The sequence below is a fragment of the Streptomyces sp. NBC_00234 genome (genome assembly GCF_036195325.1).
In the GTDB taxonomy this organism is placed as follows: Bacteria; Actinomycetota; Actinomycetes; order Streptomycetales; family Streptomycetaceae; genus Streptomyces.
In genome coordinates this window covers 6928201-6953171 of record NZ_CP108101.1, presented here as the reverse complement: position 1 = coordinate 6953171, position 24971 = coordinate 6928201, and the positions used below count along the sequence as shown (strand labels likewise).

21 protein-coding genes are annotated in these 24971 nt (G+C 72.6%); 11 read left to right on the top strand and 10 right to left on the bottom strand.

What is annotated here, in order from left to right:
* The first annotated feature begins 151 nt into the window (after positions 1-151).
* From OG230_RS30470 to OG230_RS30440, 7 genes are all read left to right on the top strand, one after another.
* Positions 152-610 carry an ATP-binding protein gene (locus OG230_RS30470; RefSeq protein WP_328906946.1) on the top strand — a complete coding sequence of 153 codons (459 nt, stop codon included), beginning with the start codon at positions 152-154 and terminating at the stop codon, positions 608-610.
* Positions 604-1041 (top strand): hypothetical protein, encoded by a 438-nt coding sequence (locus OG230_RS30465; protein WP_328906945.1) that lies wholly within the window; start codon positions 604-606, stop codon positions 1039-1041. The genes OG230_RS30470 and OG230_RS30465 overlap by 7 nt, the downstream gene beginning before the upstream one ends.
* A gap of 164 nt (positions 1042-1205) precedes the next feature.
* Positions 1206-4841 carry a DUF4132 domain-containing protein gene (locus OG230_RS30460; protein ID WP_328906944.1) on the top strand — a complete coding sequence of 1212 codons (3636 nt, stop codon included), beginning with the start codon at positions 1206-1208 and terminating at the stop codon, positions 4839-4841.
* Complete coding sequence (locus tag OG230_RS30455; protein ID WP_328906943.1) at positions 4838-6001, top strand: ATP-binding protein; 1164 nt, start codon at positions 4838-4840, stop codon at positions 5999-6001. Before OG230_RS30460 ends, OG230_RS30455 begins: the two co-directional genes overlap by 4 nt.
* Positions 6001-8343 carry a DUF5682 family protein gene (locus OG230_RS30450; RefSeq protein WP_328906942.1) on the top strand — a complete coding sequence of 781 codons (2343 nt, stop codon included), beginning with the start codon at positions 6001-6003 and terminating at the stop codon, positions 8341-8343. The genes OG230_RS30455 and OG230_RS30450 overlap by 1 nt, the downstream gene beginning before the upstream one ends.
* The gene (locus OG230_RS30445; RefSeq protein WP_328906941.1) at positions 8340-9512 is read left to right on the top strand and encodes a VWA domain-containing protein; all 1173 of its coding nucleotides are present in this window, start codon (positions 8340-8342) and stop codon (positions 9510-9512) included. Before OG230_RS30450 ends, OG230_RS30445 begins: the two co-directional genes overlap by 4 nt.
* A complete protein-coding gene (locus tag OG230_RS30440; RefSeq protein WP_328906940.1) occupies positions 9509-11563 on the top strand; it encodes a hypothetical protein in 2055 nt (684 codons plus the stop codon). The genes OG230_RS30445 and OG230_RS30440 overlap by 4 nt, the downstream gene beginning before the upstream one ends.
* Positions 11564-11565: 2 nt before the next feature.
* Here the strand turns inward: OG230_RS30440 and OG230_RS30435 are convergent, their stop codons facing one another.
* From OG230_RS30435 to OG230_RS30410, 6 genes are all read right to left on the bottom strand, one after another.
* Positions 11566-12912, bottom strand: a complete 1347-nt coding sequence (locus tag OG230_RS30435) for a 6-phospho-beta-glucosidase (protein WP_328906939.1) — start codon at positions 12910-12912, stop codon at positions 11566-11568.
* A gap of 160 nt (positions 12913-13072) precedes the next feature.
* Positions 13073-14659, bottom strand: coding sequence for a cytochrome P450 (locus OG230_RS30430; protein ID WP_328906938.1), 1587 nt, complete (start codon positions 14657-14659; stop codon positions 13073-13075).
* A gap of 176 nt (positions 14660-14835) precedes the next feature.
* Positions 14836-15450 (bottom strand): GTP-binding protein, encoded by a 615-nt coding sequence (locus OG230_RS30425; RefSeq protein ID WP_328906937.1) that lies wholly within the window; start codon positions 15448-15450, stop codon positions 14836-14838.
* Positions 15431-15799, bottom strand: a complete 369-nt coding sequence (locus OG230_RS30420) for a DUF742 domain-containing protein (protein WP_328906936.1) — start codon at positions 15797-15799, stop codon at positions 15431-15433. Before OG230_RS30420 ends, OG230_RS30425 begins: the two co-directional genes overlap by 20 nt.
* A complete protein-coding gene (locus OG230_RS30415) occupies positions 15796-16203 on the bottom strand; it encodes a roadblock/LC7 domain-containing protein (RefSeq protein WP_328906935.1) in 408 nt (135 codons plus the stop codon). Before OG230_RS30415 ends, OG230_RS30420 begins: the two co-directional genes overlap by 4 nt.
* Positions 16200-17840 carry a sensor histidine kinase gene (locus tag OG230_RS30410; protein ID WP_328906934.1) on the bottom strand — a complete coding sequence of 547 codons (1641 nt, stop codon included), beginning with the start codon at positions 17838-17840 and terminating at the stop codon, positions 16200-16202. Before OG230_RS30410 ends, OG230_RS30415 begins: the two co-directional genes overlap by 4 nt.
* Before the next feature lie 452 nt (positions 17841-18292).
* Between OG230_RS30410 and OG230_RS30405 the strand changes: the two genes are divergently transcribed.
* A complete protein-coding gene (locus OG230_RS30405; RefSeq protein ID WP_328906933.1) occupies positions 18293-19090 on the top strand; it encodes an IclR family transcriptional regulator in 798 nt (265 codons plus the stop codon).
* A 12-nt stretch (positions 19091-19102) separates the two neighbouring features.
* Here the strand turns inward: OG230_RS30405 and OG230_RS30400 are convergent, their stop codons facing one another.
* Positions 19103-19609, bottom strand: a complete 507-nt coding sequence (locus tag OG230_RS30400; RefSeq protein WP_328906932.1) for a MarR family winged helix-turn-helix transcriptional regulator — start codon at positions 19607-19609, stop codon at positions 19103-19105.
* Complete coding sequence (locus tag OG230_RS30395; protein ID WP_328906931.1) at positions 19606-21333, bottom strand: FUSC family protein; 1728 nt, start codon at positions 21331-21333, stop codon at positions 19606-19608. Before OG230_RS30395 ends, OG230_RS30400 begins: the two co-directional genes overlap by 4 nt.
* A 162-nt stretch (positions 21334-21495) precedes the next feature.
* On the opposite strand from OG230_RS30395, the gene OG230_RS30390 reads away from it, so the two are divergent.
* Positions 21496-22260, top strand: coding sequence for a VOC family protein (locus OG230_RS30390; protein ID WP_328906930.1), 765 nt, complete (start codon positions 21496-21498; stop codon positions 22258-22260).
* Between the two features lie 11 nt (positions 22261-22271).
* Here the strand turns inward: OG230_RS30390 and OG230_RS30385 are convergent, their stop codons facing one another.
* Together OG230_RS30385 and OG230_RS30380 are read right to left on the bottom strand one after the other, a co-directional pair.
* Positions 22272-22709, bottom strand: coding sequence for a MarR family winged helix-turn-helix transcriptional regulator (locus OG230_RS30385; RefSeq protein WP_328906929.1), 438 nt, complete (start codon positions 22707-22709; stop codon positions 22272-22274).
* A 124-nt stretch (positions 22710-22833) separates the two neighbouring features.
* Positions 22834-23676: a phospholipid scramblase-related protein gene (locus OG230_RS30380; RefSeq protein WP_328906928.1), complete on the bottom strand. Its 843-nt coding sequence runs from the start codon at positions 23674-23676 to the stop codon at positions 22834-22836.
* A gap of 71 nt (positions 23677-23747) precedes the next feature.
* Between OG230_RS30380 and OG230_RS30375 the strand changes: the two genes are divergently transcribed.
* Positions 23748-24176 carry a hypothetical protein gene (locus tag OG230_RS30375; protein WP_328906927.1) on the top strand — a complete coding sequence of 143 codons (429 nt, stop codon included), beginning with the start codon at positions 23748-23750 and terminating at the stop codon, positions 24174-24176.
* A 125-nt stretch (positions 24177-24301) separates the two neighbouring features.
* Positions 24302-24958: a DUF3105 domain-containing protein gene (locus tag OG230_RS30370; RefSeq protein WP_328906926.1), complete on the top strand. Its 657-nt coding sequence runs from the start codon at positions 24302-24304 to the stop codon at positions 24956-24958.
* The last annotated feature ends 13 nt before the right edge of the window (positions 24959-24971 follow it).

Below are 24971 nucleotides of genomic sequence, written 5' to 3'. Positions count from 1 at the left end.
GGACACTGTCACTCTGCAATTTTCAGAGTGCCCCTTGCCAAGTGTCCGCGTCGGAGGGAGAGTTGGGCAGTGAACCAGTTCGCATGGTCACGTCCGCCCCTTTTCACGAAGGTGCGAAGCGTGACGCAGCCCCCACTGTGAGGAATCGGTCGTGGCACCTGGCAGTGCGCTCATCCCCCGGCTCGTGGACCTCAGCCCCGGGACGGAAGCGCTCCGTTACTGCTTCGCCCTGCCCGCTCAGCCGGAGTCGGTGGCCGGTGCGAGACGGCTGACGCGAGACCGGCTGGACACCTGGCGTCTGCCCGGGGACGCCCACGAGGCGGCGGTCCTCATCGTCTCCGAACTGGTCACCAACGCGGTCGTGCACACGGCGAGTTCCCGCGTCGTGTGTGAGCTCAGACGTCTCGACCGGCGCCTGCGCATAGCCGTGCAGGACCAAGGCCACCAACCCGGCGGGCCACGGCTGTGCCGCACCGCCGACGACGAACACGGACGCGGCCTGCTGCTCGTCGACGCGATGAGCAGCGCCTGGGGGTCCCACGACGCCGGAGACGGCTCGGGGCGCATCGTCTGGGCAGAACTGCCGCACGGCACGGAGCAGTCATGCTGAAGAACGCCATGTCCCATCTGCGCGGAGCGCGCCGCTCCCGGGTGCCCGAGCAGGGCGGCGGGGGCCGGGTGAGGCTTCCGCTGCCGCCCACGCTCTCGGCCAGTCTCGGCTGTGACGCGGTGGGGGTGCCCGCGCGCTACGGCTTCCGGCTGATGTCCCACCTGCCGCGCACCGGATGCGTGTACGCCGACGCCGACCGCTGGTGGTGGATCGTTCCGGCGGGCTCGGACCTCGACCTGGACTGGCCCGAACAGGTCGCGTACGCCGCCGGAGCCTGTGTCCCGTCGGTGCGGCCCCGGCTCATCCACACACCGGACAGCCGTACGCCCTACACCCCGCCCATTCCGCTCTTCCTCATGGTGTGCCAGGTGACGGGCGTGACTCCGTCCTGGGCGCCCGCCGGCCGGCCGAGGGCCGTGCCCGCTTCCTGAGCCGTTCCGCCCTTCCGAGGGGTCCTCTCCCCGCCCTTCCGCGGGGAGCTCTCCGCGCTGTCCCTCCCTGTCCGTCGCGTTGTCAGTGGCTGGTTCTAGGGTTGCCCCACTGAACGAAACCCGCGGTGGAGCGGGTGGTCCGGGGTGTGAAGGGGGGCGGTTCCGTGCGCCGCTGGGAGTTTGTCGAGGGCACTGCGTCGAAGTTCTGGGAGACCGGCGCCGAAGGTGCCGTGGTGACCGTGCGGTACGGGCGGTGCGGGAGCGACGGGCGTACGCAGTCGAAGGAGTACGCCTCCGCGCAGGCGGCGGACGCACAGGTCGCCAGGACGATCGCGGAGAAGGAACGCAAGGGGTATCGCGAGGTCGGGGTGGCGACTGCGGCGCCCGGACTGGCCGCGACCGTGGAGCCGTCGGCGGACGGTGCTCCGGTGGACGCCGTCACCGGTGCGGCCCCGGCCGTGGACGCGGTCCCCGACGAGGACACCTTCGTCCTGCCGGCGGCCTGGCGCCGGCAGCTCCACCCCCGGCGGGGCGGGGTGCCGCGAGCGGTCGGCAGGACCCGGCGCGGTGTGGTGGAGGAGGCCGACGCGCAACTGGCCAGGAACTCCGACCGGATCCAGGAGTACGTGGACGCGCCGCGCTCCGATCCCGCGCTCGTCGAGCAGGTCAGCTCGCACCTCGCCGGAAGCCCCTCGCCCGCCGGAGCCGCCGCTCTGGCCTCCATCGTCGGTCTCACGACCACTCCCTCCGTCTCCTGGACGGGCACCTGGGCCGAGCGCCACGGACTGCCGTTCGCGGCACTCGCCGTCGTCGAGCTGTTCATGACCGAAGCCCACGGCGCCAAGGGCCCGGCCGGCCAACGGATCGGCCCCTGGCTGGAAGCGCGCGATTCCGTACTCAACACGTACGTGACGAGCAGGCGCCGCTCGGAAGCCGACCAGGTCCGCGCCCTGGTCGCCGCGGCCGACGAGGAGACCTACCGGGCCACGGTGACGGCGCTCGCGGAGAGCCGGACCACCACCCAGCGCAAGATCCTCGCCTCGTACATCGCGCCCAGCGAGACCGGCTGGATGGACGAGCTCTGCGACGATCCCGGGGTCGCCGCCGAGCGGGAGCCGACCATGAGCTCCATGCTGTACTGCTCGCTGAACTCCGCGGAACAGGTGCGCAGTTTCCCGCACCGTCCCCACCATCTGAGCGTCTCCCTGATCGCGACGGTGGCCGAAGGCATCGGCACGGCCGTCGCCCCGCTGCTGGCCGGTGACCTGTCCATCAGCTACTACGCGGACGGTGTGAAGGCGGTCGCCAACGCCCTCGTGGAGATCCCGACGGACGAGTCCTTCGCGATCCTGCTGGACCGCGCGGAGTCGAAGCACGTCCGCCCCGCGCTGCTCGACGCCATGCACCGCTATCCGGTACGGGCGCTCCGCCTCCTCGCCGCCGCTCTGCGCGACGACTCCCGCGAAGCGTCCACCGGGACGCGCACCCTGCTCCTCGGCCATGTCGGCGCCCACCGCGACCTGGTGGCGGCCGTACTCCCGACGCTGGAGACCGGCCTCGCGGAGATCGTGGAACCGCTGCTCAACCCGGCCGACCGGATCGCCGACGCTCCGGCCGACGCCCTGCCGCCCGTGCTGACGTCCCCTCCGTGGTCACGGCCGCGCACCACGGTCCAGGCCGCGGTCGTGACCGGACTCTCGGCGGAGGCCGACCCTGCCGTGGAGTGGCTGCCCGGCGAACAGGCCGAGTGGGCGGCCTGCTCCAGCTGGTACACCCGGCGGCAGAGCGACGGCGACTGGGAGCGGGACATCGCGGCCCTGCGCTGCACCCTCGACGCGCCGGATCTCCGGCCCGCGTGGGTCTACGTCCACGGGCCCGAGGAGTTGGTCGTCCCACTGCTCGGCACCTGGGACCCGACCGACCTGTGGGACGGCGAGGACACCCTGAAGCCGATCGCCGCCCGTTTCGGCCTCCTCGCCCTGCCTCTGCTGCTGAAGGCCGCGCCGCGCCAGCCGAGTTCACTCGCACCGCTGCTGCTGCCCTTCGTCGACGTGGCCGTGGCGCGGCACATGGCGAACTGGTCGGTGCGGCTCAAGTCCACGGCCGCGACGGCCCGGGCGTGGTTCGCCCGGCATGGCACCGTGGCGGCCCGGTTCCTGGTGCCGGACGCCGTGGGCAAGGCGGGCACCGGACGGCGGGCGGCCGAGATGGCGCTGCTCCAGATCGCCGCGGTCCACGGCGACGGCGTGGTCCGCGAGGCCGCGGACTCCTACGGTCCGGAGGCGGCGGAGGCCATCGGAGTGCTGCTGTCCGCCGACCCGCTGGAGCGTCTGCTGCCCGCCACGATGCCGGCGCTGCCGGGGTGGTCGGAACCCGCGCTGCTGCCACAGATCGCAGTCGCTTCCGGAGGTGCGCTGCCGGCACCGTCGGTGCGCCACGCGCTGATGTCGCTGGCCCTGTCGAAGCCCGGTGAGGTGTATCCGGGGGTCGCCGCGCTCAAGGAGGTGGCGGAGGCCGAATCGCTCGCCGAGTTCGCCTGGGCGCTCTTCGAGCAGTGGCGGATGGCCGGCCTCCCGGCCAAGGACTCCTGGGCGCTGCACGCGCTCGGTCTGCTCGGTGACGACACGACGGTTCGCAGGCTGACCCCGGTCATCCGGTCCTGGCCCGGAGAGGGCGCGCACCACCGGGCGGTGGAAGGTCTCGGTGTGCTCGCGGCGATCGGCACCGACGTCGCGCTCCTGCAGCTGCACGGCATCGCGCAGCGCGTGAAGTTCAAGGCACTGAAGGTGCGCGCCAAGGAGAAGATCGACGAGGTCGCGGCGGGACTCGGACTGACCGGCGAGCAGCTCTCCGACCGGCTGGTGCCGGACTTCGGTCTGGACGCGGACGGTTCGACGGTCGTCGACTACGGCAGCCGCCGCTTCACCGTGGGCTTCGACGAGCAGCTGCGGCCGTACGTCCTGGACGGGGACGGCAAGCGCCGCAAGGATCTGCCGATGCCCGGCGCACGGGACGACGCCGAGCTGGCCCCCGCGGAGCGCAAGCGGTTCATGGCCCTGAAGAAGGACGTGCGGACGATCGCCTCCGACCAGGTGCGGAGGCTGGAGGACGCGATGGTGGCCGGACGCTCCTGGACCACGACGGAGTTCACGGAACTCTTCGTCGCACATCCGCTGCTGTGGCATCTGGTCCGCAGGCTGGTGTGGCTGAGCGAGTCCGACGGGTCGGGCACGGCGTTCCGGGTGGCGGAGGACCGGACGTTCGCCGACGTCGAGGACGAGGTCTTCGCCCTCGCCGACGGGGCGACCGTGCGGCTGGCCCATCCGCTGGACCTCGGGGACCGGCTCGACGCCTGGTCCGAGGTGTTCGCCGACTACGAGATCCTTCAGCCCTTCCCCCAGCTGGGGCGCGCGGTGTTCGGTCTCCGCGAGGAGGAGGCCGGGGGGTACCGGCTGACCCGCTTCGAGGGCCTCAAGGTGCCCACGGGCAAGGTGCTCGGTCTGGAGCGGCGCGGCTGGCAGCGCGGGGTGCCCCAGGACGCGGGGGTGGAGCGGTGGATCTCGAAGCGGCTCGGCGACGAGCAGTATCTGGTGATCGCACTGGACACGGGCATCGCGGTCGGCGTGGTCGACATGTTCCCCGACCAGACCCTGGAGACGGTGTGGCTCGGCAGTGAGCCCGGCAACCACTACCACTGGGGAAGGCGCAGTTACCCGCTGCGCTTCGGTGACCTGGACCCGGTCACCGTGTCCGAGCTCATCGCCGATCTGACGGAACTCACCGAAGGCGCCGCCGCATGACCGTACGGACGAAGGACGAGCCCACCGCCGAGGCGCAGGGGGACGGCGCGGCCGGCACCGCTTCCCCGTCGGCTGCCGTGCAGCGCCCGCCCGCCGAGGTGCGGTACGCGGACGAACTGGCGGCGCTCCGGGACGGCGACCGTGACCCCAGGCCGCCGGGCTGGGAGCTGAGTCTGCGCGCCGCCCGACGGTTCGTCATCGGCGACGAGAGCACGGGCATCAGCCGCAAGTTCGTCGGCAATCCGTCCCTGGTCGACCGGGCGCTGGTGACGCTCGCGACGAGCCGCGGGCTGATGCTGGTGGGCGAGCCGGGCACGGCGAAGTCCCTGCTCTCCGAGCTGATCGCGGCGGCCGTCAGCGGAATGTCCACGCTGACCGTGCAGGGCGGGGCGGCGACCACCGAGGACCAGATCAAGTACGGCTGGAACTACGCGCTGCTCGTGGCCGAGGGGCCGTCCACCCGCTCCCTGGTCCCCGCGCCGATGCTGCGCGGCATGGCGGAGGGCCGCATCGTCCGGTTCGAGGAGATCACCCGCTGTCCCCTGGAGGTGCAGGACTCGCTCCTCTCGCTGCTGTCCGAGCGCGTCGTGGCCGTCCCCGAACTGACCGGCCCCGACGGCATGGTCTTCGCCCGGCAGGGCTTCAACGTCATCGCGACCGCCAACACGCGTGACCGGGGCGTCAACGAGATGAGCGCCGCCCTCAAGCGCCGGTTCAACTTCGAGACGGTCTTCCCCATCCCGGACCTGGACACGGAGCTCGCCCTCGTCGAGGCGGAGGTGACGACGCTGCTGGAGCGCTCCGGTGTGGAGCCGCCGCCCGACCGGGATGTGCTGGAGGTGCTGGTCGCCACGTTCCGGGAGCTGCGCGCGGGAGCGGGCGCGAAGGACGGGCCGGAGGGCGGAGCCGGCCGGCCCGCGGCGGTGATGAGCACCGCCGAGGCGGTGTCCGTCGCCCACGCCGTCGGCGTAAGGGGCTGGTTCCTGCGGGGTGAGCCGGGCAGCGCCGCCGATGTGGTGGCGTGTCTGGCCGGCACGGCGGCCAAGGACAGTCCGGAGGACCTGGCGCGGTTGCGCCGCTATCTCGAACAGCACGTGCCGCGCCGCCGCAGCCCCGCGTGGCAGGCGCTGTACGACGCACGCCATCTGCTGGCGGACTGATGTCCACGGTGTTCCTTGGGGTACGTCACCACTCCCCCGCCTGCGCGCGGCTCGTCGAGCGGACCATCGAGGAACTGCGCCCCGCCCACGTCCTGGTGGAGGGGCCGGCCGAGATGAACGACCGGCTCGGCGAGCTGCTGCTCGGACACGAGCTGCCGGTCGCCGTGTTCAGCCACTACCGGGACGGTCGGCGGGCCGCGACGTCCTGGGCGCCGCTGTGCGACTACTCCCCGGAGTGGGTCGCCCTGCGCGCGGGCCGCGCGGCGGGGGCCGAGGTCCGTTTCATCGACCTGCCGGCCTGGCACCCGGCCTTCGCGGAGCGCACGAACCGGTACGCCGACGCGGAGGTCCGGTACGCGGAGGCGACGGAGCGGCTCTGCGAGCGCTTCGCGGTGGACTCCCCCGACGCGCTCTGGGACCGGCTCTTCGAGGTCGAGCCGGACGAGGGTCTGGCCGAGCGGCTCGACGCCTACTTCGCGCTGGTACGCGGTGACGCCGAGGCCGACGCGCGGGACCGGACACGCGAGTCGTACATGGCCGCGTGGGTACGGGCGGCGACCGCCCGGGCGGGCGGAGGCCCGGTCCTCGTGGTGACGGGGGGCTTCCATCAGCCCGCCCTGCGCACACTGGCCGCCGGGCCCGGGCACGAGGAGACCGAAGGGCAGGCCGACGGCGGACCGTGGGCCCTGGGGGAGGACGGCTGGCCGCAGGTGCCCGCGCCCCCGGAGGCGGCCCTGGCCGGGAGCTATCTGGTGCCCTACTCCTTCCGGCAGCTGGACTCCTTCGCCGGCTACCAGTCGGGCATGCCGTCGCCCGGTTACTACCAGCAGGTCTGGGACGCGGGCCCGGAGGCGGCGGCCGAGCACCTGCTGCGCGTGGTCGTGGAGCGGCTGCGGGCCGGACGGTATCCCGTCTCGACCGCCGATCTGATCGCGGCCAGAAGCCTCGCCCACGGACTCACCGCGCTCCGCGGCCACCCCGTCCCCGCGCGGATCGACGTCCTGGACGGCCTCGCGGGCGCCCTCGTCACGGACGACCTGGACTCCCCGCTGCCGTGGACCTCGCGCGCCGCGCTGGCGGCAGGCACCCATCCCGCGATCGTCGGGATGGTCGCGGCGTGCAGCGGTGAACGGGTGGGGCGGCTGCACCCGGACACCCCCGCGCCCCCGCTGGTGCACGACGTCGCGGCGCAGCTCGCCCGGCTCGGCCTCGACGGCGACGCGTCGGAGTTCGGCCTCGATCTCACGGACGCAGGGGATCTCGACCGCAGCCGGGTGCTCCACCGGCTCCGGGTGCTGGCCGTTCCCGGACTCACCAGGACGGCCGGCCCCGAGCACGGCGTCGACCCGGTGTTCACCGAGCGCTGGGAGGCCGTGCACGCCCCAGGCCGTGAGGCCGCCCTCGTCGAAGCGGGCGCGTACGGGGCGAGCCTCACCGAGGCGGCCGAAGCCGCCCTCACCGAGCGCGCGCACGACACGGAGGGGGCGGCCGAAAGCCTTGCCAGCACCCTGTTCGACGCGGTGCTGTGCGGGGCCGCGGGGCTGTCCGAGCCCCTTCTCCGCGCGCTGGCCCGCCGGGTGAACGGGCTGAAGACGCCCGGGCCGCTCGGTGAGGTGCTCGCCACCGCGCTCGGCCTGTGGCGGCACGACCGGGTGTACGGGGTGGCCGGAGGCCCCCTGCTCACCTCCGTGATCGACCGCGCGGTGGAGCGACTGCTCTGGCTTCTGGAGGGTTCCCGAGGCGGTACGGGCGTGGACGCCCGGCGGCTGCGGGCGGTGGTCGCGGTACGCGACGCGGTGCTCCACGCGCCCGAGTTGCTGTCGGTGTCCCGGGAGACCGCGGCCGGGATCGCGGAGCGGATCAGCCAGGACACGGACGCCCCCCGTGACCTGCGGGGCGCGGCCTTCGGGCTGCACCGGACCCTGGCCGGCAACGTCCCGGGCGACCCCGGACCGGCTGTGCGTACGGTCGCGGCGGGCGGTGCGGACGCCCTCGGCGACTGGCTGGCCGGTCTGTTCGCACTCGCCCGCGAGGAGCTGACCGGGCGTGCGGAGCACGGCGGCCCCGAGTCCCTGATCGACGGGCTGGACCGGCTCGTGAGCGCCCTGTCCGACAGCGAGTTCCTGTCGGGTCTGCCCGCCCTGCGCCAGGCTTTCGCCTACTTCCCCCCTCGCGAACGCGACCGGATCGCGGCACGGCTGCTGGAGCGGCGCGGTGTGCGGGGTTCCTCGCGCACCCTGTTGCGTACGACAGGGGACCCACTGCTGATCGCCCGCGCGGGCGCCCTGGAGGAGAACGTGTCCCGTCTGCTGGCCCGCCACGGACTGGCGGCCTCCTCGTGACCGCATCCGAAACCGTCCCCGGAGCACCGGAGGACCGGGACGCGGGACTTGAGCGATGGCGGCTGATCCTGGGCTCCCCCTCCGAGTCCCGCACGGGCCCCCTGGGCCGGCGGGCCGCCGCGCAGGACGCCGCGCTCGACTGGCTCTACGGCCGGGACCCCGACCTCGCCCGGCGCGGTGTCCGGCGCGCCGGTCCGGCCGCTCCGCGGGAGGGAGGTGACGGCCCGTCGCCGGTGACCGCCGTCGACTGGCTGGACGACATCCACCGGCTGTTCCCGAAGGACACGATCGAGCGTCTCGAACGCGACGCGGTCGAGCGGTACGGCATCCAGGAGATCGTCACCGATCCGGCGGTGCTGGAGCGGGTCGAGCCGAGCGCGACGCTGCTGCGCGCCGTGCTGCGTACGAAGCACCTGATGAACCCGCAGGTGCTGCGGCTCGCACGACGGATCGTCGCCTCGGTCGTCAGGGACCTGCTCGCCCGGCTGCAGCCGGAGATCCGCCGGGCGTTCCACGGCACCCGGTCACGGCGTCCCAGCCGGGTCCCGCTGGCCAGGGACTTCGACTTCCGGCAGACGGTGCGGGCCAACCTCGCCCACTACCAGCCGGAGGAACGGCGCCTTCTCATCGAGCGCGCCCACTTCCACTCGCGGACCCAGCGGCATCTCTCCCAGTGGCAGCTGATCCTGCTGGTCGACCAGTCCGGCTCGATGGCCGGCTCGGTGATCCACTCCGCGGTCACCGCCGCCTGTCTGTGGGGGCTGCCGGGCCTCAAGACCCATCTCGTCGCCTTCGACAGCAACGTCGTGGACCTCACCTCCGACGTGACCGATCCGGTGGAGCTCCTGATGCGCGTCCAGCTCGGCGGCGGCACCGACATCGCGCGCGCCGTCGCGTACGGGGCGGGCCTGGTGGAGAATCCGCGCCGCACGATCGTCGTACTGATCACCGACTTCTACGAGGGCGGCGACGCGTACCGGCTGGTGCGTGCCGTGCGCGCGCTGGTGGAGCAGGGCAGTACGGTGCTCGGGCTCGCGGCGCTCGACGAGGACGCCAACCCCGATTACGACCGGGAGCTCGCCGGGCGGCTGGCCGGCGCCGGGGCGCACATCGGGGCGATGACACCGGCGCGGCTGGCCGAGTTCGTCGCCGAGAGGCTGGGCCGATGACGACGGACACGACACCTGCGGCCGGACCCGCCGTCCGGTCCGATCTGCTGGCCCTGACCCCGGACACCCTCGCCGCGCTCACCAACCGCGGTCTGGTGAAGCGGGCCACGAAGGAGCTGGCCGCGGGCACGGGGCCCACCGTGACGACCGCTCCGGACGGCACGGTGCACGCCTGCCACCCGGACGGATCGGCCACCTCGCTGCCGCCCGGCACGGGTCTGGACAACGGCGCGTGCAGCTGCGCGGCGCCCGGGGTGTGCCGCCACCTCGTCGCCCTGGTGCTCGCCTACCGGAGCGCGGTGCCGGCCGCCGCGTCCGAAGCGTCGCCCGGGCCCGCCCCCCGAGCGGAACAGGAGACCGGAACCCCGTCCCCCGCTCCCCCGGCCGTCCCCGCCCCCGAGGTCGCCTGGTCGCCCGGATCGGTGGGCGAGGAGGAGCTGCACGCCGCCCTCGGGGCACCGGCGCTCGCCTCGGCACGCCGGGTCTTCGAGCGCGGATACGGCGCGCGCGTCCACCGCCCCACGGCGGAGCGCCCGGACCCCTGGGTGGAACTGCCCACCTGCACGGTGCGGTTCCCGGTCGCCGGTGAGCTCGTCTACGCGCTGACGGACGCGTCCGCCGGCCGACGCGACGAAATGGTGGCGCTGGCCGTCTGGGCGTTCCGGGCGGCCGACGAGGCGGGACCGCACGAGGCCGCTGTCCACGTCGGCGGGCGGGCCGCGCCGAAGGCCACGGCCCGCGACGAGCTGGACGCGGTCGCCGCTCTCGCCGACGAACTGCTCCTGTCGGGCGTCGCCCACGCCGGTCCCGTCCTCGCCGTCGCGCTCGCCCGCGCCGGCGAGACGCTGAGCGCGAAGTCCCTGCACTGGCCCGCCGGCGCGGTGGGCGAGCTGGCCGACCAGCTCTCGGCCTACGCCGACCGAAGCGCCCACTACCGTCCCGAGCGGGTGGCCGCCCTGCTCACGGAGATCCACGCGAGGCGCCGCGCCGCGGCGCTGCCCGGGGTGCTGGGTACGCAGGAGGCGGGGACCACGCCGCTGCGCCGGGTCCGCCTCACCTCGCTCGGCTGCCGGGTCCGCACCACCCCCACGGGGTCCGCGGCCGAGGTGTGCATCGCCCACCCCGGAGCGGCCACCGTCCTCGTCCTGCGCAAGGAGTGGCCCACGGCCGAAGGCCAGGAGGCGGACCGGACGACGGGGCACCGGCTTTCCACCCGTCGGCTTCTCGGGACGACGCTCGGCAAGCTGGCCACCGGCAATCTGGTCAGCGAGAGCGCGCGACGGACAGCGGGCCGTGTCCTGACGATCGCGGGCAACAGGCTCGGTGCCACGAGCGTCACCCCGGTCGGCCTGGCCTGGACGGAGCTTCCGGATCCCCTGCTCGTACGCGATCTGGCGGCCCTGACCGCCGGTTGGGAGGGCCGGCCGCCCCGTCTGATCCGCCCGAGGATCGAGGCGGGGTCCGTCCGCGTCCTTGCGCTTTCGGAGGTCGAGCACGTCGGTTACGACCCGGCCGAGCAACTGCTCGAAGCCTCCGTACGGGACGAAGCGGGAAACCGGGCCCTCGTGCGGTCCCGGTACCGGCCCGAGTGCCCCGGCGCCCTCGACGTTCTCGCGGACGCGCTGGAGAGCGGCGCCACTCATCTCAGCGGCTCGGTGCGGCGGTCAGGCGGCTCGGTCCGGATCGAGCCGATCGCGGTCCTGGGACCGAAGGGCGTGATCGTGCCCGATCTCGCCCCCGGTGGCGGGTCGGCCCCTCTGGAAGCGGTGGTACGGCAGTCCGCCGATCCGCTGACCGCTGCCCTGGACGAGGCGATCGGGGCCCTCGCCTCCGTCGCCCACAGCGGGCTGCGGAATCCCGCGGACCAGGTGCGGGCCCGTCTCGACGACGCGGCGACCGCGCTGTCGAGGACGGGCCTGTCCCGGGCCGCGGCTCTGCTGCGCGCGGTGGGACACGGCGGGGAGGACAACGCCGACCGGACCGGCGCCTGGCTGGAGGCCCAGCTCCACGTGCTGGTCGGCAGCGAGCTACGGGCCCTGGAATCGCCCTGATCTCACGGCTTGCCGAGATAGCCGAGGCCCGGGTGGACCTTCAGGTATCCGTCGACCAGACGGCGGGCGACGGATACCGAATCGACCAGCGGGTGCAGGGCGAACGCCCGCACCGCCGCCTCGCGGGAGCCGGTCTCCGCCGCTTCGAGCACGGCACGTTCGACGGCCTTGACCGCCGTCACCAGGCCCACCGCGTGGTACGGCAGCGGATCGACGGCGACCGGACGTGCGCCGTTGGCGTCGACCAGGCAGGGCGCCTCGATCACGGCGTCCTCGTCCAGCACCGACAGGGTCGTGCGATTGCGGACGTTCAGGATCAGGGAGGTCCGTTCGTTGCGGGCGACGGCCCGCATCAGGGCGAGGGCGACCTGTTCGTACCCGCCGGACTCCAGGTCGCTCTCCTCGCGTTCGCCGGCCCCGGCGACGTCACGGTTCTCCGCCATGTAGGTCGCCTCGCGTTCGGCGCGCGTCCGGTCCCAGGTGGTCAGCGCAGGAGTGGCCGGGTCCTTCATCCGGGCGTAGAAGCCCTCCTGCTGCTCGCGGAGGAAGGCGCCGCGGGTCTGAGCGGCCTCCTGGTAGGCGCGGACCGCTTCCCGGTTGAAGTAGTAGTAGTGCAGGTACTCGTTGGGGATCGCGCCGAGCGACCGCAGCCAGTCGGTGCCGAAGAGCCTGCCCTCCTCGAAGGAGCCGAGCAGGTCCGGGTCGGCGAGGAGGCGCGGGAGTTCGTCGCGGCCCTCGACGTACAGACCGCGCAGCCAACCGAGGTGGTTGAGACCCACGTAGTCGATCCGGGCCCGGTCGGGGTCGGCACCGAGGACGCGCGCGATACGGCGGCCGAGTCCCACCGGTGAGTCGCAGATCCCGATGACCCGGTCGCCGAGGTGCCGGGACATGGCCTCGGTGACCAGCCCGGCCGGATTGGTGAAGTTGATGACCCAGGCGTCGGGTGCGAGCCGGGCGATGCGCCGGGCGATCTCCACCGCGACGGGTACGGTGCGCAGTCCGTACGCGATACCGCCCGCTCCGACCGTCTCCTGGCCCAGTACGCCCTCGTCGAGCGCCACCCGCTCGTCGGCCGCGCGGCCCTCCAGACCACCGACGCGGATGGCGGAGAAGACGAAGTCGGCGCCGGGCAGCGCCTCGTCGAGGTCGGTGGTGGCGACGACGGCGGGCGCGTCACCGACCCCCTCGGCCTGCTCGGCGAGGACCCGGGCGACGGCGCCGAGCCGGTCCGCGTCCGTGTCGTACAGCGTCACGTGGGTCACGCGGCCCTCGGCGTGATCGCCGAGAAGTGCCCCGTACACCAGAGGCACCCGGAATCCGCCACCGCCAAGAATTGTCAGCTTCACGCTGCTCGATGGTACGGAAACCTGCGTCCGCACGGTCGACGACCTGCGCGGCGGCCCGGTCCGATCCCCGGCCCGCGGGCCGGCGGACCGGACCTCCGGGAGTCACCCGGGGTCCGGTGCCACCGGCCCGCCCGTACGTCGCGCGGGCGTCGACCTCGTGTCAGTACCCGTTCCACCAGCGCGAAACCGCCTGCCACAGCCTGGCCGGTGCTCCCGCCCTGCGCTGCCCGGGAATCACGGGGACCTGGGCCGGTGCTCCCGCCGCCGGGGCCTGCGCGGAGGCGCCGGGGGCGTGGGCGGAGGCGCCGGGGGCGTGGGCGGAGGCGCCGGGGGCGTGGGCGGGCGGCGGGACGGCCGCGCCCGGTGCCGGGGCGGGCCGGGCGGGGGACGACACCTCCCAGTCGGTGCGCACCAGGGGCCGGTTCATCGCGGTCAGCGGATCGGAGTCGATCTCCTGCTGCGGGCTCGTCGCGAACTTCACCGGCAGTTCGACCAGGTGCCGGGACATGATGTTCCCGATCCAGCGCAGCTCGCTCTCCTCGACGCCGAGCTCCATGTCCGGCAGTCGCATGAGCAGCGCGTCGACGCCGACGTCCGCGATGGCACGCCCGATGTCCTGGCCCGGGCATTCGTGCGGGCCACCGCTGAACGCCAGGTGGGCGCGGTTGCCCTCCATGTTGGCCGCGAGGTCGGGCCGTACGGTCGGGTCGGTGTTGGCCGCGGCGATCCCGACGAGCAGGGCGTCGCCCTCCTTGATCTGCTGGCCACCCAGCTCCGTGTCGCCGACGGCCCAGCGGCCGAACACGGCGGTGAACGGCGGTTCGTCCCAGAGGGTCTGTTCCACCGCCTCGGGGACCGTCATGTGGCCGCCGCTGAGCCTGGCCCGGAAGCGCGGGTCGGTCAGCACCATGCGCAGCACGTTGGCGATGAGGTTCGCGGTCGACTCGTACGCCGCGATGAGGATCAGCCGCAGATGCTCGGTGACCTCGACGTCGGTGAGGGAGGCGGGATGCTCCAGCAGCCAGCTCGCGAGGTCCGGGGCGGGAGCGGCGCGCCGCCGCTCGACGAGCCGGGTGAGCGCACCGACCACGTAGGCGTTGCTCGCGACGGCGGTCTCGGTCCCGCGGGTCATGTCGCGGGCTGCCTGGACCAGTCGGTCGTCGTACTCCTCGGGCATGCCGAAGATGGCGCACATCACCATCATCGGAAGGTGTTCGGCGAACTGGCTGACGACGTCCGCGGTGCCCTTGAGGCAGAAGTCGTTGACGAGCCGGTTACTGAAGCGGTTGACGTGACGGCGTACGCCTCGGGTGTCGATGCGCGCCATGCTGTCGGTGACGGCGCCGCGCTGGCGTTCGTGGGTCGCTCCGTCGGCGAACACGCAGATCGGCTGCCAGGTGAAGATCGGCGCGAGCGGGTGGTCCGGGGCGACACTGCCGTCCTGGAGGGCCCGCCAGCGCCGGGAGTCCCGGGAGAACTGCGAGGGCGTCCGTGTCACGTGCAGGTTCTCGCTGTGCCCCAGGACGAGCCAGGCGGGTACGTCCCCGTGCAGCAGCACCGGTGCCACCGTGCCGTGTTCGGCGCGCAGTTTGTCGTACAGGCCCGCCGGGTCGTTCTCCGCCTCGGGGCCGTAGAACCGGCGCAGTCCGCCGGGTCCGGGTCCGGGGCCGAGGCCGTGGGCGGGGCATCCGGGGGGCGGCACGGGTCCCGGGGCCGTTCCGGGTTCGTCGTGGAAGGGCGTGGTCACAATCGCTCCAGGGGTCGGGCTGCCCGGGATCCGGGCGAGGGGCGCGCAGGGTGCTGCCGCGCGCGTGGGGAGGGCGCGCGGGGAGTGCGCGTGCGGCGGACGGATACGGCGTGCGGAACGTGCGGCGGACGGAAGGTGCGCGCGGGGCGTACGTGCGGATCGCGCGCGCACCTTCGTCAGGCGAGGGGAACGGCGAGGCTGTGCAGATACCGCATCAGGGTCATCAGCACGTCCCGGCTGGAGACCCTCAGCCGGGCATCGCAGTCGATCATCGGGACCTCGTCCGGCAGGTCGAGCGCGGTGCGCAGCGCCTCGACCGGATGATGCGGCGCGTCGGGGAAGGTGTTGACGGCGACGACGAACGGCACGCCGCGCTCCTCCAGCCGGCCGATCACGTCGAAGCTGACCTCGAGCCTTCGGGTGTCGATCAGGACGACGGCACCGAGAGCTCCTTCGAACAGCCCGTTCCACAGGAACCAGAAGCGCTCCTGGCCCGGGGTGCCGAAGAGGTAGAGGATCAGCTCCTCGCTGAGGCTGATCCGGCCGAAGTCCATGGCGACGGTGGTGGCGGTCTTGCTCTCCACCCCGGCGTTGTCGTCCACGCCGACTCCGGCCTGGGTCATGGTCTCTTCGGTCGTCAGCGGACGGATCTCGCTCACCGAGCCGACCATCGTGGTCTTGCCGACCCCGAATCCACCGACGATCACGACCTTCACCGCGGCCGTGGCCGTGGTGGGGAGGACGTCCTCCCTCCGGGGGCCAGTGATCGTGTCAGAGCTTCTGAAGTCCATGCATCACCGCTTCGAGAAGGGATCGGTCCGGGAGGGTGGCGCGGACGATGGGCGCACGCGATTCGATCTGTTCGCTCGCGAGCAGTTCGGTCAGGAGCGAGGTCACGACGCTGAAGGGCAGGCTCAGATAGGCCGAGATCTCGGCGACGGACAACGGGGCCCGGCAGAGCCGCAGGATCGCGGCCTGCTCGGGCTGGACCGTCGGCGTGGGCTCGGCCTGGGCGACAACCATCGTGACGAGGTCGAGCGCCGCACGCTCGCCGTCGGGATCGCCGGTGATCACGTACAGCCGCTCCGGGTCGTTCGAAGCCGGGTCGGCCTTTCGGCGTTCTCGTCGGGGAGCACTCATCCGGCCTGCCCGTCATGTCGGGGCGGGCTCGAGAGGTGGGCGCCGATCCGGACGACCATGTCGCGCATGCGCGCTCCCACCAGTCCGGCGTCGACCGTCTCGTCGGCCAGGACCGCGAGGTACGAGCCCGCTCCGGCGGCCATCAGGTAGAAGAAGCCGCCGTCGACCTCGATGACGACGAGTCTCATCAGGCCGTCGCTGTAAGGGATTTCGGAGGCGACGGCGGCGGCCAGGCTCTGCAGTCCGGCGCACGCCGCCGCGAGACGGTCGGCGACGTCGGGGTCGCCGCCGTGCCGGGCGATGCGCAGACCGTCCGAGGAGAGCACCACGATCTGGTGGATGCTCGGTACGTCGTCGGCCAGTTCCTTGAGCATCCAGTCCATGTTTCCGCGCTGCTGGATCACTTCAAGTCTCCCTTGTCCCACGCGTCATCAGAGTCCTCGTCGTTCTTGGGTTCCTGGGGCACCCCGTTGACCGCCTGGGTGAATGCCTCCAGCCAGAGCCCGGGCGGCGGCGGTTCGCCGTTGCTCCGGCCTCCGTTGTGCCCGTTCTGCGCTCCCGCGGCGGGGACGGCGGACTGCGCCGTCTGCTGCGGGAGGTTGTGCGAACCGAGCGGTGCGCGACCGCGGCTGCGGCGCTGCGGCAGTCCGCCGGCCGTCCACTCGGTCACCACGGGGACGTCGTCCTCCAGCGCGGAGACCGGGGCGACCGGGCCCGTCGGGCCGGCCGGCTTCTCCGTGTGGCCGGGCATGCCCGCGGCCACCGAGGGGGGCAGTTCCGCCGACACGGGCCGGGGCTTGCGCTTGCCGGGCGGCGGCACGACGTGCTGGAGCTGCGACATGTCGAGCGAGCTCTGGGGCCGCGAGGTGGCGCCGATGCCGTGCGCGATGCCGGGAGCGGGGCCCGTGGTGAGCATCTCGCGCGGCACGATGACCACGGCGCGCACACCGCCGTAGGCGGACTGTCGCAGGGAGACCTGGAGTTGGTACATCCGGGAGATCCGGCCGACGACGGCCATGCCGAGCCGCGGCGACTCCCCGAGGTCGTTCATGTTGATGCCGGCCTGCGCCTGGGCGAGCATGTTCTCGGCGCGGGCGCGGGCCTCCTCGCTGAGGCTGACGCCGCCGTCCTCGATCTCGATGGCGATGCCGGTCTGGACCTCGACCGCGGTGACGTGCACCCGGGTCTGCGGCGGCGAGTAGCGCGTCGCGTTGTCCAGGAGTTCGGCGCAGGCGTGGATGAGCGGTTCGACCGAGGTGCCGACGATGGCGACCTTGGCGATCGAGTGCAGATCGACGCGCTGGTATTCGAGGATCCGGGACATCGCACCGCGCAGCACGCTGAACAGCGGTACGGGCTTGGGCCACTGGCGGCTGGGGCGGGCACCGCCGAGCACGGCGATGGAGTCGGCGAGCCGGCCGATCAGCGCGGTGCCGTGGTCGATGCGGAGCAGGTCGTCGAAGACCTCGGGGTTGCGCCCGTGGTGGTCCTCCATCTCCCGCAGTTCGCTGGCCTGTCGGTGGACGATGGCCTGGACGCGGCGGGCGACGCTGACGAAGGCGCGCTGCGCGGAGTCACGCATCGCCTCTTCGTTGTCGATGATGTCGAGGATCTGGAAGACCAGACCGCGCAGGGCCCTGGGGAGGTTGCGGTACGACTCGTCCGCGTCGACGATGTCGCGCATCACCTCTTCGGGTGAGTTGCTGGCACGCAGCCGGCGGATCGCGGCGGGCAGCAGCTCCTTGGTCATCCGCACGGTCTCCGCGTCGTGCGCGGCGATGCGGTGTTCCAGATAGGCGATGCGCTGCTCGTACTGCGCGCGCTGGACGTTCATGGCACGGCGGCGACGGTTGAGTACGACGGTGAGTGCGGAGACCACGAGTGTGGCGATCGCACCGCACCAGACGACTGGTATCCGCGCGGGCTCGGTTACCAGCGCCGCACCGGCGGCAGTGGCGCCGGCCATCAGCACAAGGGGCACCAGCACGGCACGGACCACGGGGATTTCTCGGTCAATCGACGGTGATTCAACACGAACCATCTAAACCCTCTGGCGGTTGATTCGGGGAGCATTCGGAAGATCTGCGCACTTGTGATGACAGTCGTGAACAAGTGCTCGAATTCATATCAACTCGACTTCGATGCGCGTGAGCTTAGCCAGATCAGAACACCGCTTCGGCATATTCACCCAACCCCCTGCGCGAGCACTCCGGCAGTAATACACTCACCAGTTTTTGCACTCAACGGCGCCGGGCGTGCGCGGGGAGTAATCGGCGGCGAGGTCGCGCCCGCCCGTCACTCCCGCGTCCCGCAGTGCGGGATGCTCAAGAACCAGGCACGCGGCGCCGCTTGACGAAGCGTCGGATACGACCCGTACGGCATCGCGCCGAACAGTGAACATAAACGACCCATTCGATTCCTGAGCGATTAATTCCGTCCCTCGGGGCGGGACAGAGGCACAGGTGATCGAACCGGATCGAAAGGAGCAGATTCATGACCGAGGGACTGATTCACCGAAAAGAAGCCGTCGCGGCGACGCGGGGCTGCGTCATCGAGTCGCTGGACACCGGCCTCCGGCTGATGGGGCTCTTCCTCACCCACGACACACTCACGGTCTCCGGGGCCGCCGAACTGCTGGGCGTCGGCCGGTCCACGGCGCACCGGGTGCTCTTCACCCTGGAGGGGCGTGGATTCGCGACCCGGGATCCCTCCGGACGCGGGTACGCGGCAGGACCCGAGCTGATGCGGCTCGGCCGGCCCGCCGGTTTCGGCACGGCGCTGCGGGCCCGGCTCGGAGACGTGCTGGAGGAGGCCGCCCGGCGCACCGGCGAGACCGTGCAGAGCGCCGTGCTGATCGGGGACCGGGTCCTCGTCACCGACGGCCGCGAGTCGTCGCGGCCGGTGCGGGTGGTGCTGGAGATGTCGCGCACGCATCCCGCCCACGCGACGTCGGGCGGCAAGCTGCTGCTCTCCCGGATGACCACCGACCAGGTGTGCGCCCTCTATCCGCAGGAGCGGCTGCCCGCGGCCACCCCCCGGACGCTCACCTCGCGTGCGGCGCTGCTGGAGGAGCTGGCGGAGATCCGCGGCCTCGGCCACGCGGTGAGCCGGGGCGAGTCGGTCAGCGGCCTGCACGCCGTCGCCGTCCCCCTCGGCGGGGCGGGCCCCCGCGACCGGCTGGCCCTGACCGCCTCGGCGCCCGCCGATCGCGGAGGCGACGCGGCGCTGGCGGAACTCGCGGAACAGTTACGGCGCTCGGCCGCGCTCCTCGACCGGGCGGACCCGCCCTGACGTCCCGTCGTCTCAGCGGCGGGCGCCGCCGATGCGGCCCTCCAGCTGCACCAGCAGCTCGCTGAGCTGCGCGCTCAGCCGGCTGCGGGCCCCGTCGTCGAGGCCGGAGAGCACGGTGCGTTCGTACGCGAGCTGCTGGGGCAGCAGCCGGTCGACCAGGTCGCGTCCCTCCTCGGTGAGACGGACATGGGCGACCCTGCGGTCGCGGGCGTCGCTGCGGCGGTCGACCAGGCCGCGTTCCTGGAGGGTGCGCAGGCGCTTGGTCACCGCGGCGCCGGAGGAGAACGTCTCGCGGGCCAGTTCGCCGGGCGTGAGTTCGCGGTCGGTACGACGGACCGCGCCGAGCACGTCGAATTCGCCGCGCGTCAGTCCGGCGGAGCGCAGCGGGGCGTCCTCCGCCTGCTGGAGGAGCGCGGCGCAGCGGTTGATGCGGCCGATGAGCTCCATAGGGCCGGTGTCGAGCTCCGGGTTGACGGCCTGCCACTGCCGTACCACCGAGGCCACGATGTCGTCGGTCACACCGCTCCGTTCTGAGGAGGCCCGAGGGCGGTCAGCCCTTGCCTTCGTGCTGTTGCGGCGAGCGTACGGTGTCCGGCCCGCTCCGCCGCGAGGAGCTGTTCCTCCGGCAGGGCGCGTTGCCACCATTCGCCGGCCGCGGCGTCGGTGGCCAGGCGGAGTTCGACGAGGGAGCCGGTGAGCGCGCGGCGCGCGCCGTCGAGCTCGGCCGCCCCGGATGCCGGGTCGGCGACGGTCCGTACGGCGTGGGCGCGGGCCGCCTCGGTCGCGGCGAGGGCCTTCTCGACATGCCCCGAAGCACGCCGGTTGGTGACCGCCGTGGCGGCGAGGAAACCGACGACGGCGCCGACGAGGGTGTCGACGACCCGGTCCCCGACGAGTTCGCCCGCCGGATGGCTGCCGCCGAACTCCAGGACCAGGAGGGCCATCGGGGTGACGGCGATCGAGCCGAGCCAGTAGTTGCGGGTGATCAGGGCCTCGGCCGCGAAGTTGAAGAAGAGGCAGCAGCCGATCAGGGCGAGCGGGCCGGTCCGGCTGACCGGGAGGACGGCGGCGAAGACCAGGACGCCGACGAGGTTGCCGAGCGTGCGCTGCAGGGTCCGGTTCCAGGACAGGGTGACGTTGGCCTGGTAGAGGGAGGCGGCGGTGACGATCGCCCAGTACGGGCGGCCGACGCCGAGTGCGGCGCAGGCGTATCCGGCCAGCGCGCAGCCGACGAGCGTGCGGAAGGCGATGGGCAGCAGCGGGGAGCCCGGGGCGAGGGAGCGCAGCAGGGTGCCCCGGCGGCTGGGCCGTTCGCGGTGGGCGGCCCGTGCGGGGCGGTCGCCGCCGAGGAGCTCCGCCGTGGTGCCCGGCAGTGGCGGCGGAGAGGGCAGGGGACCGCGCGCTCGCGTGGAGGCCGCCCAGGCGCGCAGCTGCGCGGGGCCGGCCACGGCCGCGCCGCGCGATCCGGCGCCGTCGGCCGTATCCCCGTCGAGGGGCGTGGCGGCGAGTGCGGTCTCGGCATGGACCATCAGGCGTTCCAGCTCCCGGCGTACGGGGGTGGGGCGGCCCGTGGCGAGGAGTGACTGCCAGGCGCCGTGCACGGCGGCGGCTGCCGCGTGCCGCGTGCGGTGCCCGGGGGCGGCGGTGCAGGCGGCCACGGCGTCGAGGGCGCGGGCGGTGGCCCGGCGTTCCGGGCCTTCCCTGCGCAGCAGTGCGGGGCCGGCGGTGACGAGCCAGGAGAAGGCCCCGGCGGCGAGGGTGAGGGCGAGGTGCCCGGGGACCTGGCCGAGTTCCTGCGGCGCGAACAGGGCGGCGGAGGTGACGAAGGCGAAGATCACGTGCCCGGGCGGCCCGACACGGCTCGCGTCGCAGAGCGCCTTCTGGCCGGCGGCCAGCAGTGCGGCGACCGCGATCAGGACCGCGGTCGAGTCCGTGACCGACGCGGTGACCAGAGCGACCGCGAGGCCGGCGAGCATGCCGAGGACCACGCGCGCGACGGTGCCGGCCCGCCGCGCGTACGGCAGATGGTGGCCGTAGAGCGCGCAGAGCGATCCCGCCATCGTGTACATCACGAGGTCGAGCCGGTCCACGGCGAAGAGCAGCAGGTTGGGCACGGCGGAGGCGACGACGACGCTCAGCGCCGGTTTGAACCAGGTGTCCGAGGGGCGTGCGAGCCGCAGCGCACCGGCCACTCCGAGGCTGCGGACGGAGGGCCGCCTGTACCGAATAGCTGTATCACTCACCCATATACCTTAGCAGGTGTTACACCCGTAAAACATTCCTGGCCGGAGTGGCCCGACGGCCGGTGCGTCCGGGCGGTCCTAGCGTGCAGGGAGGACACGGCGGACCCGGCCCCCGGGACCGGCCCCACGCGCGTACATCCGCATGATCACAAAGGGAGCGGAATGAAGTTCTCCAAGCCCCTGGACACCGGCCCCTGCTGGGCCGAGCTGACCACCTCGGACATCCCGGCAGCCGCGTCGTTCTACGCGGCACTGTTCGGCTGGCGGTCCGAGACCGATCCCCGCCCGGAGGCCGGCGGCTACACCATGGCGCACATCGGCGACGCCGCGGTGGCGGCGCTCGCCCCGGCCCTCCAGCCGGGGCAGCCCACCGCCTGGACCGTCTCCTTCTCCACCCGGGACGCCGATGCCACGGTGGAGAAGGTGATGTCCGCGGGCGGCTCGCTGCTGGCCGGTCCGACGGATGTCTTCGATCTGGGCCGGTTCGCCGTGGTCGCCGACCCGGCCGGGGCGGTGTTCTCGCTCTGGCAGCCCCGCGGCTTCGCGGGCGCCGAACTCCTCAACGATCCGGGCGCCCTGGGCTGGGTCGAACTCTCCACCCGCGACACGGCGAACGCCCTCGCCTTCTACCCGGCCGTCCTCGGCTGGACGGTCAAGTCCCCCGAGTCCTATCCCCACTGGGGCGTGGACGGCGCCGACTTCGGCGGCATGACGGCGATGGACGAGGCGGTCCCGGCCGAGGCACCCCCGCACTGGCTCCCGTACTTCGTCGTCACGGACGTCGACGCCGCGACCGCCACGGCGCTGAGCGCGGGCGGCGACCAGCTGCTGCCGCCCACCAGCATCCCGGACGGTCCCCGGATCGCGGTCCTCCGTGACCCGCAGGGCGCCGTGTTCGGCATCCACCGGTCGTACGACGAGGGCTGAGCCCGGAAGCCTCAGCCCCGCAGGGTCTCGGCCGCGTCCGAGACCCTGCGCATCAGTTCGAGGAAGACCCGCTGCTCCTCGGCGGAGAGCGGACCGAGGAAGACGTGGTTCATGCGGGCGGCGCGCTGCGCGAGCCTGCCGTGGGTGCGTGTACCGTCCTCCGTCAGGTGGAGCAGGAACCGGCGGCCGTCGTGCGGGTCGCGCACCTTGTCCAGGAGCTCCCGGCGCAGCAGCCGGCTGATCAGTTCGGCGATGGTGGAGCGGTCGAGGCCGACCCGCTCGCCCACCGTCCGCTGGTCGAGCCCGGGTTCGGCGACCAGGGTGTTCAGCACGGCGAACTGGGGCGAGGTGATCTCCTCGGAGACCATCGTGTTCCACAGCAGGTGATGGGCCTGCTGGAGACGTCTCGCCAGATGCCCCGGATGCGTACTCAAGTCGACCGCGGCCACGGACGCCGTCCTTTCGCTCTGCTCCCCGGGGTTTCCTGCGGTGCTCAGTGTACGAAGCCCCCGGCACACGGGGAGGTGCCCCCGCACGCATGCGGGGGCACCTCGTCGTTGCGTGGCGGGCGGCTCAGCCCAGGCCGCGGGCGTCCTGCTTGAGCGCGGTGTCGACGGTCAGGGCGGCGGCGACGACGAGGCTCAGCAGCGGCTCGGGCAGCTGGTAGTGGATCTGGAGCACGTAGTTGTCGGCCGTGGTGAACATGGTCTTCGCGAGACCTTCCCAGGTCTTCGTGATCCGGGCTATCTCGGCGTCGTTGTGGTCGACGATCGCGAAGTTCCAGGCGCGCCAGTTCTCCGCCTTGATCGCACCGATCTTCCGGCCGTCGGCCATGATCGCGAAGTTGATCTTGCCGATGGCGTTCTGCTGGACGATCTCGCCGACGGGCTGTCCGTCCGGGCGCTGGACGACGACCCGGGACTTGATGAACTTGGCGGGCCGGGTCAGGAGCAGCTGCGGCCGGCCGTGCGCGTCGCGGATCTCCAGCCGGTGCGTCAGGTACTGGTCGATGCTCGCGACGAACCGGAGCACCTTGCGCAGGGCGCTCTGGCCGACCTGCACGACCGAACCGAGGGTGTTGCCCTGCTGGTCGAAGACGCTGTACTCGGCCGTCACCTCGATCAGCTTGGCCTTCTGGTTCACGACCAGGACCTGCTGGTTGAAGAGCGAGCCCGCACCCGGGACGCCCTGCTGGGGCTGCCCGGCCTGCTGGGGAGCCTGGTGCGGAACCTGCGCCTGGTGCTGGGCCTGCGCGGGGAACTGCCCCTGGGCCTGCCCCTGGGCGGCCGGGGGCTGCTGACCCTGTGCCGGGTTCGTGTGTTCCGTCCACTGAGAGCCGTCCCAGTAGCGCAGCAACTGAGGCGCGCCATGGGGATCCGGATACCAGCCCGCAGATACGTTCGAGTGCGTTGTCACCGGGGCACACTATCCCGCGAACCTGTGACCCCACATTCCTTGAATCTTCACACACCACTACGATGGCGGCGATGACCAGGCTGAGCGAGCGGACGGACCGGCGACGGAGCGGCGCACGCGTGCCCGCCGCCCTGGGATGGGTCCTGGTCCTCCTGGCGATGGTGTTCTGCTGCTCGCTGAGCACCTCGGCGGTGGCCTCGCCGCCCGGCGACGCCGCGTTCCCGGCGCCCGCCCGGGCCATGACCCCGACACCGGAGAGCGCCGCCTCGCTCGTGGTGGCCCACGCTCCGGACCACCGGGGCATGGGCAGTTCGTGCCACGGCGCGTCGGACCACTCCTCGGCCGTCGTGCTCCCCGGACCGCCCGCGCCCGTCGGCCTTCCCACCGCTCTGGCGGTGGCCCCGGCCGTCCCGCTCACCGGAGCCGCCGCGATCCGCGGTCCCTCCAACGACGGCGTGGGCGCGGTCGACCGTCTCCGTCTGCAGATCCAACGGATCTAGAGACCTGGCCCCCTTCCCTCGCATCCGGCCGTCCGCCGGTGCCGGAAGCGGGCCACCCCTTGTCTCTTCCTTCCCCACGTGTCGCGCACGCCCGCGCGTACGTCCCGTTGAACCAAGGACCCGCCATGGCTTCCGCCAAGAACAAGAACCAGAACACCCCCGCCTCCGCCCGCCGGGCCAAGCTCGACGAAGCCCGCCGCAAGGAGCGGGCACGCGAGCGCCGCGTCCGCATCATCACCATCAGCGCCTCCGTCGCCGTGGTGGCCGCACTCGTCGCCGGGGGCGGCTATCTGATGTCCGCGGCCGACGACAAGGAGAAGGCCGAGGAGCAGGCCAAGTCCTCCCCGGTCAAGGGTGAGCGGAGCTGGGACAAGCTGAAGCAGAACCATGTGAGCAAGAAGGTCGACTACCCGATGAACCCGCCCGTCGGCGGTGATCACAACCAGGTGTGGATGAACTGCGACGCCGACGTCTACGCCGCGGAGATACCGAAGGAGAACGCGGTCCACTCCCTGGAGCACGGCGCCGTCTGGGTCACGTACAACGAGAAGGCGAAGGACGCCGACGTCGAGGCGTTCAAGAAGCGCGTCTCGTCCACCCCGTACTCCCTGATGAGCCCCGTCGCGGACCAGGACGACCCGCTGATCCTCAGCGCCTGGGGCAAGCAGGTCACGGTGAAGAGCGCCACCGACGCGCGCGTCGCCCAGTTCTTCGCCAAGTACGTGCAGGGCCCGCAGACCCCCGAGCCGGGTGCCGCGTGCTCGGGCGGGCTGGACAAGTGACCTCCGCCGTACG